We start from the raw sequence: 13198 nt of genomic DNA, 5'->3' as shown, positions 1-13198 counted from the left end.
GGCAATCAACATTAATCAATAATCTTTTAGCCAATGTACAGCTACAAATATCCCCGCCCGGCCTTAACGACCGATGGCATTGTGTTGAAAAAAGAAAGCAAACAATTGCTGCTTATTCAGCGTGGCATTGAACCCTACAAGGGGAAGTGGGCCCTGCCTGGCGGATTTATGGAAATGGACGAGTTATTGGTTGACGCCTGCAAACGCGAGTTGATGGAGGAAACCGGACTGGAGGTGCTCGAGTTGACTCAATTTACGGCGGCTGACAAAGTGGATCGCGATCCCCGTGGCCGAACGATCTCCATTCTTTTTTATGGCTATGTAGCCGAAGATGCCGTGGTGAAAGGAGGCGACGATGCCGCCAAAGCTGAATGGTTCCCGATCGACGATTTGCCCGAACTTGCTTTTGATCACGCCGATTTGATCGCCCGGTTTAAACGGGAAATTCTTTCCTTGTAAATTTCGGTATTATTCTTTGGTGCTTTTTAGCAGCAGTTCGTAGCTGGCCGATCCACAGTTAAAGAGTAAATCGATAATGCTCAAATTCGGTGTGAACCCAAATTTGTCGTCGAAAACCTGGGTGTAAACAACCGGTTTAAAATTTGGATCCTCCAATGCTTTTTGTGGTTTCGGATGAATCGCTTCCCGGAAGTTCAGAAAATTAGAGGGAACAGCTTCAAAATCCGGGGTAATCTGAACATTCGGTGTTATTTCCAGGATGTCGAAAATAGTGTGCAATATCTGCTGATTAAAATCGAACAGGAAATCGAACTTCTTCTCAAAAAACGGTCTGAAATCATCTTCCAGAATTTCAAAAAACGGCGTTGAATTATAGGCGGAAACAATGGCCTGCCAATGGATATGCTGCCAGCTCGTGTCGTACGAAATGCGTAAGTCTGAAATATTTTGCTTGGGACTGCGTCCTTTTTCAACCGGAACAATCAAAGATTCGGGGCCATTGGCTGCCAGAATCGTAGCGCGGTTGCGGTATGTTTGCTTGATAAAATGTTCCTGACCTTCAATCCACACTTCCGGGTGAATCAAAAATTTAGTGATGTACTGAACCGGTGGTAGGTATGCGGTGCTCAGTAAAATGGGCGAATTTGTCATGAATGAATTAAGCGTTGAAAAAGTCGTTATCCGAGCCACCTTCCATCTTTATGCCTTCCGGGTGTTTCTCGACCGGTTTTTCGGCAGCTTTCAAGGCATTCAATTCTTTTTGCAGGCTTTTGATGGTTGATTTCAGTTTCCACATTTTTGGCTGATTGATCAACAGCGCGATAATGACACCAACAATGATGCAGACAATCAGTGTCAGTACAAGTGGAACCTGGTCGAGTTGCCAGAATAGAAATTTAACGTCGATGGCCACGCTGTTTTGCAAGGTGAAAATAACCAGCAACAAAGCGAGTAAAAGGATGATGATAATTCCTGCAGACATAACTTACTTTTTCATGTAAATTATAAAAAAAAGGATAATCAACCTAACGGCGTCATATCCTTTTTGCGTGGTTAACATTTATTTTTTATCAGTGAACAAATGAGAACAAGCGGTTCCAGCGAATATTCGCAGGGAAGCCTTTCTCTTTGTCGAGAGATAGCCAAATGAATACAGCTTTACCTACAACGTGATCCTCGGGAACAAAACCCCAGTAACGCGAGTCGGCTGAATTGTGGCGGTTGTCACCCATCATCCAGTAGTAATCCATACCGAATGTGTATTGGCTGGCAGCTTCGCCATCGATATAAATGGTGCCGTCTTTTACCGAAAGAGCGTGTCCTTCGTACGTTTGAATAATGCGCTTGTAGATTGGCAGGTTTGTCATGTTCAGTTCAACTGTCTGTCCTTTTTTGGGGATTTCCAGTGGACCGAAATTGTCAACATTCCAAGGGTAATCTTCGCTGAACGGGAAGATGTTGTGATCCCAGTTTCCGGCAGTCATGTTCACCCGTTTTACCGAAGTAACATTGCTCAATTTTTCAACTTCTTTCACCTGTTCGTCGGTCATCGGGAACAGGAACTGTGAACCATTGAAAACTTGTTGATCAGCTCTTGAGATACCGATATCTTCCAGTGTTTTGCGGTTGATTGCTGCTCCGTTGGTTGTCACGATATAATCATACTGAACGCCGGCAATCGGTTCCTGTGGTTTATCATTCACGTAAACTTGTCCATCAATAATTTTGATGACATCGCCGGGAATACCGATACAGCGTTTGATATAATTCTCACATTTATCAACCGGGCGGGCGATGATGTCGCCGAATGTGCGTTTGTCGCTCCAAACACGTTCGCGGCCGTAATTGCGTACCAGGTTGTAGTAACTTTGGGTCGGCAAATTGGTCGCAACCGTGTCTCCTTCGGGGAAGTTGAACACCACCACATCATCGTTTTTCACGTGGCCAAAACCAGCAATACGCTTGTAGTCGTTTTCAATCCAGGTGAGGTACGAAGGCGTGTTTTGCGTCAATGGCATGGTGTGGTGCACAAACGGAAACGAAAGTGGCGTGTTTGGCAATTTTGGCCCGTACGATGTTTTGCTCACGAAAAGGAAGTCGCCAACCAACATCGATTTTTCCATTGATGGAGTAGGGATGGTGTACGCTTCGATGAAAAACATCCGGATGAAAGTTGCCGCAATTACTGCAAAGATGATCGCGTCAATCCACTCCACTGTTTTGGTTTGCTTTCCATTTGGCGGGTTCTTTTTCTTCCAGAAGGCCCAGTGGACTTTCTTGGTAATATACATGTCGAAAATGACAGCCAGTCCGATGAACCACCAGTAATTTTCAAGCCAGATAACCCACAAACTATACAGCAGGCCAACAATGATAAATTTGAACCATTTGTTGGTTAATAGTTGTCTCATGTGATTATAAGTTTAAAAGATCATTCATTGACAAAAGTCCCTTTTTGCCGAAACTGTATTCGGCTGCCAACACGGCACCAAAGGCAAATCCGTGGCGGCTTTTTGCGCTGTGCTCAATCTGAATGTAGTCGACATCCGACTCATACTTGATGCGGTGAATACCGGGCACAGTGCCTTCGCGAAGCGCGCCGATGTGCATTTCCTGCGACGACTTCGGGTGTTCCATTGTCCAGCTTGTTTTTGCCGGATAATTTTCAAACAACTCTTCAGCCAGTGTGATGGCTGTTCCACTCGGAGCATCCAGTTTTTGCGTGTGGTGCACTTCAACCATGCTCACATCGTAGCCTTCAACACCATTCATCAGCTGGGCCAATTTTTTATTCAAAGCGAAGAACAGGTTTACGCCAAGGCTGAAGTTTGAAGCGTAGAAGAAGGTTCCGTTTTTGGCTTTCATTTCAGCTTCCACTTCATCTTTTCGTTCTAACCAGCCGGTTGTGCCGCTAACGACCGGAATACCGGCGTCGAAACAAAGTTTATAATTGGCTGTGGCTGACGAAGGAACCGTGAATTCGATGGCAACATCAGCCTTTTTCAGGTTTTCAACAGTCAGCTCGTTTTGGTTGGAAATATCGATTTTTAGTACAATTTCGTGTCCGCGGTCAAGGGCAATTTGCTCAATGATTTTGCCCATTTTGCCGTATCCTATCAATGCAATCTTCATAAAAAAATGTTGTGCTCCGGAGAGGCGGTTTATGAATCGGGAACATGGTCGTTTTCGTTGTCCCCTTTTTTGTTAAGGTGTACAAAGATAAAAATATCACCACAAAACTATCATTTCTTCCTGCTTTCGACCTATTTTTTCGGTAAACCTTTGATTGCATTCGGTGTAAGCCTTCGTTTACCCCGCTTTTTGAAAAATACTTCCACTTAATTACGATTATGGGCGGTGCTTGTTTTAACCGGTTTGAAACACATTGATCGATAGTTTGTGTATTTTTAGGAAAAATTTTGGCTATGAGAATTCATCTGCAGCGGGTCGCTGCTATTCACGATTTGAGCGGTTTTGGACGGGCATCGTTAACGGTGGTTATCCCGATTTTGTCGTCGATGGGGATACAGGTTTGCCCGTTACCGACGGCAGTTTTGTCGTCGCACAGTGCCTATCCCGGTTTTCATGGCCGCGATTTGAGTGCTGAGCTGCCGCAAATGATTGCGCACTGGAAACAGTTGAATATCCGCTTCGACGCGATTTATTCGGGCTACCTTGGTGCAGTCGATCAAATCGACATGGTTAAAGATTTCATTAGAGACTTTGCTGTTCCGGATCAGTTGGTGGTTATTGATCCTGTTTTGGGAGACAACGGACGATTGTATTCAGCCTTCAACCAGGAAATGGTTGAGAAGATGAAAGAGTTGGTCGGGCATGCGGAGGTCATTACTCCTAATTTAACGGAAGCCGCTTTTCTGCTGGGTGAAGAATACCAACCGAAGGTGAGTATTTCAGAACTAAAATCATGGTGCGTACGGTTGGCGGCACTCGGGCCAAAGCAGGTTATTATTACCAGCGTGCCCGAGTTGGATGTACCCAATAAAACATCGGTGATGGCCTACAATTCAGAGGACGGCCGCTACTGGCGCGTGAGCTGCGATTACCTGCCCGCAAATTACCCGGGCACCGGTGATGCTTTCGCCAGTGTGATGGTTGGCTCGTTGCTGCAGGGCGACAGTTTACCGATTGCACTCGACCGGGCTGTTCATTTTATATCGATGGGGGTTCGGGCTACTTTCGGACACGGTCATCACCCGGCAGAGGGAATTTTGATTGAAAAGGTACTGCCATCGCTGAATGCACCGGTGCAAATAAGCAGCTACCAATTGCTGGATTAATCGGCAAGGCGAACTAAATTTAGTTGAGGGAAGACAATGGACTACAGGAAGAAAATAGGTTTGGTCGCGACTGATCTGGACGGAACACTGTTGCGCCGCGATCATACAATTAGTAAGGAAGACTGGGAAATGCTCGAGTTTTTGGGCGAACACGATATTATTCGGGTGGTGGCTACCGGCCGAAATTTTCGCAAAGTAAAAGAAGTGATCCCGGATCATGCGCCCTTCGACTATGTCGCCTTTTCGTCCGGGGCGGGTATTTACGATTGCCGTACGAATGAATTGCTGTACAAGCAAAATATACCGCAGGATACGGTGAATACCATCGTTGCACAGCTAATGGATAAGCGGCTGAACTTTTATTTATTTCGGGGTATTCCCGAGAATTCCTATTGTTGGTATTATCGTGGCGAAACCATTTGCGCCGAGTTTGAGCGCTACTATGCCAATCATCACGAGTATGCCAGCTTGTTGCCCGATTCTGGAAAATTGGACGATGACGCCTGCCAATTTCTTGTCATTTTTGAAACAACTGCCGAGTATCTGCAGTTGAAGCATGAGCTGGAAGAGCATTTTGACGATATCAAAGTTTTGCGGGCGACATCCCCGTTGGAGACCGGTTACGTGTGGATGGAGATTTTCCACAAAGAGGTTTCGAAGGGAAATGCCATCAAATACATTTGCGACCTGCACAAGGTGCCGCACCAGTCTACCTTCAGCATTGGAAATGACTACAACGACACCGAGTTGCTGGACTTCACTTCAATCTCGTATTTAGTTGAAAACGGGCCGGAAGATATGAAGCCCAAATACCTGAAAGCACCCAGCAATGAAGAAAGCGGTTTCAGTTATTCGATAAAGAATCATCTGTTTTAATTCGATATTAATCCTTTCATCGAATGGAAGTAGCGGTGGTTGAATCACTGCATAATTTCCGTTTTGAAAACGTGAAAATTCATTAAAATTCAACTTTGATTTAAACCTCGGGAACTAATCCAAGTCAAAGGGCAAATTTTGATTGATCGGGTCGATTCAACTTGCAGGTCATCAAAAAGAAGAATTTGAATAAGAGGTTATTAACCCAAACAAAAAGAATTTTATGAAGAAGTTATTATTAATCCTGGCATTATTTATCGGTGTTATCACCGTAGCCGAAGCACAGCGCGGGTCAGGCGAACGTCCTTCTCAAAGCCAGTCGGGACAGCGTCCACAACGAATGGATCCGGCAGAACGTATTGAAAAGCAAACGGCTCAGATGAAAGAGAAGTTAGCTTTGACTGACGAACAAACTGCACAGGTAAAAGCCCTGCTAACCAGTAATATGGAAAAGCAACGTGCAGAATTTGAAAAACGTCGCGAGGAAATGGAAAAGGCTCGTGAAAGCGGCGAAGAAATGGATCGCGAAAAAATGCGTGCTGAAATGGAAGCTCGCATGGCAAAACAAGATGCAGAGATCAAAGCTTTGCTGACTGAAGAACAGCAGGTAAAGTATGACGAAATGGTGAAAGAGCGTCAGGAACGCATGAAAAACCGCCAAGGCCCTCCGGGAGGAGCAGAATAGATATTTAGATTACCGACGAGAAAGCCGTTTCAATTTTTGGAGCGGCTTTTAGTTGTCCAATTGTTTGATAAGCTCTTCGGCCTGGCTGATTTCGTCAACCTTTCCCAAATCCATCCAAACAGAGTCTGCATCAACATAAGCGCTGATTTTTTCCGTTTTGGCGAGGCGCAGGTACAAGTCGATAATCGAGAATTTTCCTTTCTCTTCGATCCGTTCCAATAGTTCAGGCTGAATAATATGGATGCCGCTAAAGGCAAATTCCTCAGCCTGATCAATCAAACTTGGACGGGAAATTTTCATTTCTCCGTTTTTTTTGTTTGTCCAGCCAACCAGCAGGTTTTGGTTGAAAAGCAGGTAACGCGATGTTTGGCGTTTGCGGACAACCAGGGTTGCCAAAGAATTGGAATTGATGTGGTATGCGAGCAATTTCGTCAAATCCAGGTTGGTCAGCACATCGACATTAATCAGCAGGATTGGTTCATCGCCAGCCAAGAACTCCTTGGCTTTTAAAATGCCACCGCCGGTATCCAACAGTTGCTCGCTCTCGTCGCTGATGTGGATATTCAGCCCAAAGTTTTCGTGCTTTTTGACAAACGACACGATTTGATCGCCGAAGTGGTGAACGTTGATCGTGATGTCTTGAATTCCGCTCTGTTTTAGCTGCAGGATGCAACGTTCCAGTAAAGTCATGCCACCAATTTCGACAAGCGCTTTGGGTTTCGAATCGGTCAGGGGTTTGAGCCGGGTACCTAGTCCGGCGGCAAAAAGCATGGCTTTCATTCAGCGCAAATTTAGTGGGAGTTAGAAAAATAAGAGACAGAGGGCATGACTTCGAGTCACACCCGCTGTACTATTTAATTGACTATTTCAATTCTTCTTTTAAAGCAACCATTTTAATGGCTGTAACAGCGGCTTCATCGCCTTTGTTACCCAGGCGGCCGCCGGCACGATCAAGCGCCTGTTGCTCGTTCTCTGTCGTCAACACGCCAAAGATGAATGGCTTGTTGTATTTCAGGTTCAGCTCAGTGGTTCCCTGGGTGACGCCATCGCAAATAAAGTCGAAATGGCGGGTGTCTCCCTGGATTACACAGCCCAGCAAAATAATAGCGTCGGCGTGCGTGTACTCAGCCAAAAACTGTCCACCCAGCGGAAGTTCAAATGTTCCGGGCACATGCTTCAGCGTAATGTTTTCTTCTTTTGCGCCGTGCTTAATCAATGTGTCAACGGCACCCTGCGCCAGTGCACCGGTAATTTGGTAATTCCATTCTGCCACCACAATCCCGAATTTCATTCCTTCGGCTGATGGTACAGATTCCAAATCGTATTCTGATAAATTTTTTGTAGCCATGTTCTTCTGTTTTATGCAAAAATAAAAAATCCCCTACGTTGAGGGGATTTATATCTGTGTTTTTAGATCAACTTATTTTTTCATCGCCATCTCAACCCGTGCAATGTACTTGTCGATTGTACGTGCTTCAGTTGAAGTAGGATAGTCTTTCTTAATCTGCGTGTAAGCTTCCAACGCGTCGTTCAATTCACCTTGAGTTTCCATCAGCTGGGCTGCTTTCATCAGGTAAATCGGTGTTGTGAAGTCATTTTTTGTAGAATAAGCTTTTTTGTAAGCGCTGATTGCTTTGTCGTTTTCGTTCAACTCAGCATAGCAATCGCCTTTGGCACCTTCCAATACCGGAGCCAAAACTAAATCGTCGGTGCTGAAATCGTTCAGATAATCCAATGCATCTTCGTACTGACCCATGTGCAAATAAGAAATACCAACATAGTAGTTAGCCAGGTTGCCGGCAGGAGTTGCGCTGTAATCGTCGATGATGTCCAGGAAGCCCGGGTTTGTACCGTCACCGTTGATTGCCAGGTTGAATGAATCTTTTTCGAAATACTGCTCTGCAAAGAACATTTCTTCCTGAGCGGCTTTTTCTTTCGGTTGAATATATAATTTGGTATAACCCAGGTAAACAGCTACCAGTACAACCGCTGCACCAATTACGATGCTCAAAATCTTCTGATTGTCTTCAATAAACTGCTCCGATTTGGTTAAAGCGTTTTCCACTTCCATCAGGTTATCGTCCTGTTTGTGATCTTTATTCTTTGCCATTTTTAAGTGAGATTATTCTAAAATTGTGACGCAAAAATATACTTTTTTGGTAAACAAGGGCCAGAAATGTTTTATAAAATTTAATATTAATCAACACATTGCTGTTATTATCTCCAGCAATTATCAAAGGCCGAAGCGATCCGTTTTTATTTTATTAGTTTTGCTTGGCAAATAACTGATTCATGTACCTCGAAAGTTTATCGCTCTTAAATTTTAAAAATATTGAAGAAGCTGAATTACAGTTTTCTGCAGATCTGAATTGCTTTATCGGTAACAATGGTGCCGGTAAAACCAACCTGATGGATGCGATTTATTACCTGTCGTTTTGCAAAAGCTTTTTGAACTCGGTTGATGGAATGAATATCCGTCACGAAGAAGAGTTTTTCGTCATTCAGGGGAGATATCAGCGACTGGATCAGGAGGAATTGATTCACTGCGGGCTGAAACGGGGACAGAAAAAGAATTTCAAACGAAACAAAAAAGAATACCGAAAGCTGGCCGAACACATTGGTCTGTTGCCGTTGATTATCATCACTCCCTCTGACAGTGACTTGATTACCGGTGGGAGCGAAGAACGTCGCAAGTTTTTGGATGCTTTGATTTCGCAGTACGATCATAATTACCTCGAAGCACTGATTCGTTACAACCGGGCGTTGCTGCAGCGCAATAAGCTGTTGAAACAGTTCGCATCGGAGCGTTTTTACAGCGCCGAAAGCTTGGAGATTTGGGATGACCAGCTGGTTCTCTATGGCCAGCAAATACATACCAAGCGCGTGGAATACATTGCGCAGTTGCAACCCATTTTTCAACAATATTACGAGCTTATTTCGTCAGGGAAGGAGATCATTGGGATGGAGCACGAGTCGCAGTTGTACGAGGGCGATTTTGAGCAGCAACTAAAAGAATATCGTGATCGCGACCGGGCTATTCAATACACAACAGTCGGCATCCACAAGGATGATATTCTGTTCAAATTGGGCGATTATCCAATCAAAAAGCTCGGTTCGCAAGGACAAAAGAAGACCTACCTGGTGGCCATGAAACTGGCTCAATTCGACTTTATTAAAAAGATGGCCGGAATGACACCGATTTTGCTGCTCGACGATATTTTCGACAAGCTCGACAAAAGCCGGGTGGAGCAGATTGTGAAATTGGTTGCTGACGATCATTTTGGACAGATTTTTATTACCGACACTAACCGTGAGCACCTGGATCAGATTATTCGGGAGGTGCAGGCTGATGCCAAGATTTTCAGAGTAGTTGACGGAACCGTAAACGATGTAACCGATGAGAAAAAGTAATACCGAAAAACTGAGCGAAGTTTTACGCCAATATATCAATCAAAATAACCTTCAACCCAAACTGTCGGAGTTGGATATTGTGCAATCGTGGGAGGCGATCATGGGGAAAACCGTGGCTTCGTATACCGAAGATTTGCGTGTCAGCAACGGTACCTTGTTTGTTAAACTGAGCTCGCCGATTCTGCGGAATGAGTTGGTGATGATGCGGGAACAAATAAAAAAGCACCTGAACGAACATGCAGGTGCTGAAGTTATTCGGGATATTATTTTTCGTTGATTAAAAGCGCTCGACCCGGGAGAAAAAGAAATCGCTCTCGCGAATGGCGCTCGCGTCACTGTCGGAACCATGAACCGCATTTTCCCTTTTGTCTTGAGCATACAATTTTCGAATAGTTCCTTCTTCTGCTTCTGCGGGGTCAGTTGAACCGATCAATTTTCTGAAATCAGCTACGGCATTTTCTTTTTCAAGAATCACGACAACAATTGGCCCCCGGCTCATAAAATCAGTGAGGTAATCGTAAAACGGCTTTCCCTCGTGTTCCTGGTAGAACTCACAGGCCTGTTCTTTTTTCAGTTTTGTATATTTCAAAGCTTTAATCACAAATCCGGCTTCGTTCATTTTTGCGAGAATGGGGCCTGTTAGGTTGCGTTCAACAGCGCCTGGTTTGATAATAGTGAATGTTACTTTACCTGGCATAAATTTTACTTGTTAGTTTTACAAAAGGAGAATTCATTAAATTTAAAAATAAATCAATTGAATTCCGTCGGGCTTTCATTATTTTTATCTTTGTGCACCCTTAAAATTTAACATTTTGAAACCATTTAATATAGAAGATATTAAACGATTGCGGGCTGAAATCGAACAGCTCGAAGGTACTATTGTCATTGTTCCGCACATTAATCCCGACGGCGACGCCATTGGCTCTGTGCTGGGGCTGGCATCTATTCTGAAGAACGCCGGAAAGCAAGTTACAGTGATTTCGCCAAACCACTTCCCCGAGTTCCTGAAATGGATGAAAGGCTCTGACGAGTTGCTGGTTTATGTGAATGCACGAGAGAAAGCTGCGAAGATTCTGAACGAAGCAAGCATGCTGATTTGCCTGGACTTTAATCACCTTTCGCGGATCGGCGAATTGAAGGAACTGATTGAAAACTGGAGCGGTAAAAAAGTGATGATCGACCATCATCCATACCCGCAGGGCTTTGCTGATCTTGAATTTTCGCATCCCGATTATTCGTCAACTGCCGAGCTGGTTTTCCACGTTACGAAAGCAATGGGATACGAGCAATACATCGATTTGGATGGGGCAGAATGCCTGTTCTGCGGGATCATGACCGACACTGGTTCTTTCGATTACAATGTGTCCGACCCGCAAACGTTCAATACGGTGAGTGAATTGCTGGCTTTCGGTGTCAACCCGGAAGATATTCATGGGCGCGTGTTCGACAATTACTCGGTTGATCGGATGCGCCTGATGGGATACTGTTTGAGCGAATGCATGGAAGTTTTCCCGGAATATCATGCGGCAGTGATGTACCTCTCGAAAGAAACCAAGGCGAAATTTCATTACCAAAAAGGCGACAACGAAGGTTTTGTCAACATGCCGTTATCGATAAAAGGCATTCATTTTAGCGCTTTCTTTACCGAGAATGACGACCAGATTAAAGCGTCATTCCGCTCGAAAGGTGAATTTGCAGTCAACGAATTTGCGACGGCCCATTTTGGCGGTGGCGGACACCGGAATGCAGCAGGAGGCGAAGTGTTCGACACGCTGGAGGCAACCGTTGAACGGTTCCGGAAGTTGTTGCCCGAATACGCTGAAGAGCTGAAACGAACCAAACAGGACTAAATAATAATCTGAATGAAACTACTAAAAATGTATTGGAAGGTAGCGGCTTTGTCGTTGCTGGTAATGGCCATGGCCTCTTGTGTCGGCGACGACGATTCGGATGAGGTTGAGTACACAGAGGAATCGGAACTGGAGCAGCTCGACGCTTTATTGACTTCCATTATCGAGAACGGATATGATTTGGACACTACAGAGTTAGGCGTTTATTACGTGATGGACGAGATTGGTGAGGGAGCCTATCCGCAGACAGGCGATTCGATCGGAGTGGCTTACACCGGTTATTTTACGAGTGGCTACATTTTCGATTCATCAGCCTACAGCGATGATGGCTTGTGGCACTATGTGAATGGCGAGGTCAGTGTCATTCCTGGTTTTCAGGATGCCATCAATCATCTCAGAGAAGGCGGAAGCGGAACCTTCATTATCCCGTCGTCCTTGGCTTACGGATCAACCGGAACTTACGGCATACCTGCTTACACAACTTTGGTGTTCGACCTGGAATTAGACGCGATTTACACGGAATAGTAAGCACTAATGAATCAGCAACAACTAAAACTGTTCAAGCAGCTGCTTCCGGGGTTTATCCCTTTGTTTGCTTTTATCCTGATTGATGAGATTTGGGGAACGCAGGCCGGACTGATTGCAGCTTTGGTGATCGGAGTGGGAGAGTTGGCTTGGGTTTGGGTAAAGGAGAAGCGCTTTGAGCGTTTTGTACTTTTCGACACCCTGCTGCTGCTCGCGCTTGGTGGCGTGTCGCTGATTCTGCATAACGAGATATTTTTCAAACTGAAGCCAGGTTTGGTGCAGCTGATTTTATGCGCTGTACTGGCTTTTTCAGCCTACTCGAAAGTCAACATCGTAGCGCTCATGAGTCAGCGCTATATGCGAAACATGCAGGTTGACGACAGTCAAATGCAGCAAATGCGCGCTAGCCTGAAACTGATGTTTTGGATTTTTCTGGCGCACACAGCCTTGGTGTTCTATGCCACTTTTTATCTTTCCGACGCAGCCTGGGCATTCATCTCGGGAGGCTTGTTTTACATTCTATTTGGTGTTGTTTTCCTGATTACGTTTATGAAACAAAAGCGGCAACAGAAGAAACAAGTGCAGCAACTTTCGGAAGAAGAGCAGCTGCCTGCTGTGGACGAGTCGGGTAAAGTGCTGGGCCGGGTTCCGCGATCGGTATGCCACAACGGATCGAAAGTGTTGCATCCTGTGGTTCATCTGCATGTGTTCAACAAAACCGGAGGCATCTACCTGCAAAAACGACCAATGAATAAACTCATTCAGCCCGGAAAATGGGACACGGCAGTTGGTGGTCATATCGCGTTTGGCGAAGATCTGGAGACTTCGTTAAAGCGGGAAGCCTGGGAAGAAATCGGCTTAAAGCAGTTTTCGGCAAAGCTTCTGAAAAGCTACGTCTGGGAGAGTGAAGTGGAACGCGAGTTGGTGTATGTGTTTACCACAAATGATTTTCAGGGCATTCATCTGCACTCGGACGAAGTGGAAGAGGGCCGGTTCTGGACCCGTAAACAAATTGCACAAAATCTGGGAAAGGGCGTTTTTACACCCAACTTCGAACACGAGTACCAGTTGCTCTTTGGCGCTTGAGTATTACT

General features: G+C 45.1%; 17 protein-coding genes. 9 read left to right on the top strand and 8 right to left on the bottom strand.

Annotated features, from left to right (window positions below):
- The first annotated feature begins 33 nt into the window (after positions 1-33).
- Positions 34-459, top strand: coding sequence for an NUDIX domain-containing protein (locus tag BC643_RS04160; RefSeq protein ID WP_120271901.1), 426 nt, complete (start codon positions 34-36; stop codon positions 457-459).
- A gap of 9 nt (positions 460-468) precedes the next feature.
- On the opposite strand, the gene BC643_RS04155 is transcribed toward BC643_RS04160, so the two are convergent.
- From BC643_RS04155 to dapB, 4 genes are all read right to left on the bottom strand, one after another.
- Positions 469-1110, bottom strand: coding sequence for a WbqC family protein (locus BC643_RS04155; protein WP_120271900.1), 642 nt, complete (start codon positions 1108-1110; stop codon positions 469-471).
- 7 nt (positions 1111-1117) lie between these two features.
- The gene (locus BC643_RS04150) at positions 1118-1441 is read right to left on the bottom strand and encodes a lipopolysaccharide assembly protein LapA domain-containing protein (protein ID WP_120271899.1); all 324 of its coding nucleotides are present in this window, start codon (positions 1439-1441) and stop codon (positions 1118-1120) included.
- An 88-nt stretch (positions 1442-1529) separates the two neighbouring features.
- Positions 1530-2870, bottom strand: coding sequence for a signal peptidase I (gene lepB, locus BC643_RS04145; RefSeq protein WP_120271898.1), 1341 nt, complete (start codon positions 2868-2870; stop codon positions 1530-1532).
- A gap of 4 nt (positions 2871-2874) precedes the next feature.
- Positions 2875-3591 carry a 4-hydroxy-tetrahydrodipicolinate reductase gene (dapB, locus tag BC643_RS04140; protein ID WP_120271897.1) on the bottom strand — a complete coding sequence of 239 codons (717 nt, stop codon included), beginning with the start codon at positions 3589-3591 and terminating at the stop codon, positions 2875-2877.
- Positions 3592-3884: 293 nt separating this feature from the next.
- Between dapB and BC643_RS04135 the strand changes: the two genes are divergently transcribed.
- The 3 genes from BC643_RS04135 (at position 3885) to BC643_RS04125 (ending at position 6318) form a co-directional block, all read left to right on the top strand.
- Positions 3885-4757 (top strand): pyridoxamine kinase, encoded by an 873-nt coding sequence (locus BC643_RS04135; RefSeq protein ID WP_120271896.1) that lies wholly within the window; start codon positions 3885-3887, stop codon positions 4755-4757.
- 36 nt (positions 4758-4793) lie between these two features.
- Positions 4794-5633: an HAD family hydrolase gene (locus tag BC643_RS04130; RefSeq protein WP_120271895.1), complete on the top strand. Its 840-nt coding sequence runs from the start codon at positions 4794-4796 to the stop codon at positions 5631-5633.
- A 223-nt stretch (positions 5634-5856) separates the two neighbouring features.
- Entirely contained in the window at positions 5857-6318 is a 462-nt protein-coding gene (locus BC643_RS04125; RefSeq protein WP_120271894.1) for a Spy/CpxP family protein refolding chaperone, read from the top strand.
- A gap of 48 nt (positions 6319-6366) precedes the next feature.
- Here BC643_RS04125 and BC643_RS04120 read toward each other — a convergent pair whose 3' ends face one another.
- The 3 genes from BC643_RS04120 to BC643_RS04110 form a co-directional block, all read right to left on the bottom strand.
- On the bottom strand, positions 6367-7098 hold the full coding sequence (locus BC643_RS04120; RefSeq protein ID WP_120271893.1) for a nucleotidyltransferase family protein: 732 nt from the start codon (positions 7096-7098) through the stop codon (positions 6367-6369).
- Positions 7099-7180: 82 nt separating this feature from the next.
- On the bottom strand, positions 7181-7666 hold the full coding sequence (gene ribH / locus BC643_RS04115) for a 6,7-dimethyl-8-ribityllumazine synthase (RefSeq protein ID WP_120271892.1): 486 nt from the start codon (positions 7664-7666) through the stop codon (positions 7181-7183).
- Positions 7667-7738: 72 nt separating this feature from the next.
- A complete protein-coding gene (locus tag BC643_RS04110; RefSeq protein ID WP_120271891.1) occupies positions 7739-8428 on the bottom strand; it encodes a tetratricopeptide repeat protein in 690 nt (229 codons plus the stop codon).
- Between the two features lie 182 nt (positions 8429-8610).
- Here BC643_RS04110 and recF point away from each other — a divergent pair, with 182 nt between their 5' ends.
- Together recF and BC643_RS04100 are read left to right on the top strand one after the other, a co-directional pair.
- Complete coding sequence (recF, locus tag BC643_RS04105) at positions 8611-9729, top strand: DNA replication/repair protein RecF (protein ID WP_120271890.1); 1119 nt, start codon at positions 8611-8613, stop codon at positions 9727-9729.
- Positions 9716-10006: a DUF721 domain-containing protein gene (locus BC643_RS04100; RefSeq protein ID WP_120271889.1), complete on the top strand. Its 291-nt coding sequence runs from the start codon at positions 9716-9718 to the stop codon at positions 10004-10006. Before recF ends, BC643_RS04100 begins: the two co-directional genes overlap by 14 nt.
- Here the strand turns inward: BC643_RS04100 and ndk are convergent, their stop codons facing one another.
- Positions 10007-10426, bottom strand: a complete 420-nt coding sequence (ndk, locus tag BC643_RS04095) for a nucleoside-diphosphate kinase (RefSeq protein ID WP_120271888.1) — start codon at positions 10424-10426, stop codon at positions 10007-10009. It abuts the gene before it with no gap.
- A 115-nt stretch (positions 10427-10541) separates the two neighbouring features.
- Between ndk and BC643_RS04090 the strand changes: the two genes are divergently transcribed.
- Genes BC643_RS04090 through BC643_RS04080 form a run of 3 tightly spaced genes read left to right on the top strand, consistent with a single transcriptional unit; the run spans position 10542 to position 13190 of the window.
- On the top strand, positions 10542-11579 hold the full coding sequence (locus BC643_RS04090; RefSeq protein ID WP_120271887.1) for a DHH family phosphoesterase: 1038 nt from the start codon (positions 10542-10544) through the stop codon (positions 11577-11579).
- A 12-nt stretch (positions 11580-11591) separates the two neighbouring features.
- Positions 11592-12104 (top strand): FKBP-type peptidyl-prolyl cis-trans isomerase, encoded by a 513-nt coding sequence (locus tag BC643_RS04085; protein WP_120271886.1) that lies wholly within the window; start codon positions 11592-11594, stop codon positions 12102-12104.
- Between the two features lie 9 nt (positions 12105-12113).
- The gene (locus BC643_RS04080; RefSeq protein ID WP_120271885.1) at positions 12114-13190 is read left to right on the top strand and encodes a septation protein IspZ; all 1077 of its coding nucleotides are present in this window, start codon (positions 12114-12116) and stop codon (positions 13188-13190) included.
- The last annotated feature ends 8 nt before the right edge of the window (positions 13191-13198 follow it).

The sequence above is a fragment of the Mangrovibacterium diazotrophicum genome (genome assembly GCF_003610535.1).
Taxonomy (GTDB): domain Bacteria; phylum Bacteroidota; class Bacteroidia; order Bacteroidales; family Prolixibacteraceae; genus Mangrovibacterium; species Mangrovibacterium diazotrophicum.
The sequence above is the reverse complement of the archived record's forward strand: the minus strand, read 5'-3'. Positions and strand labels throughout refer to the sequence as shown.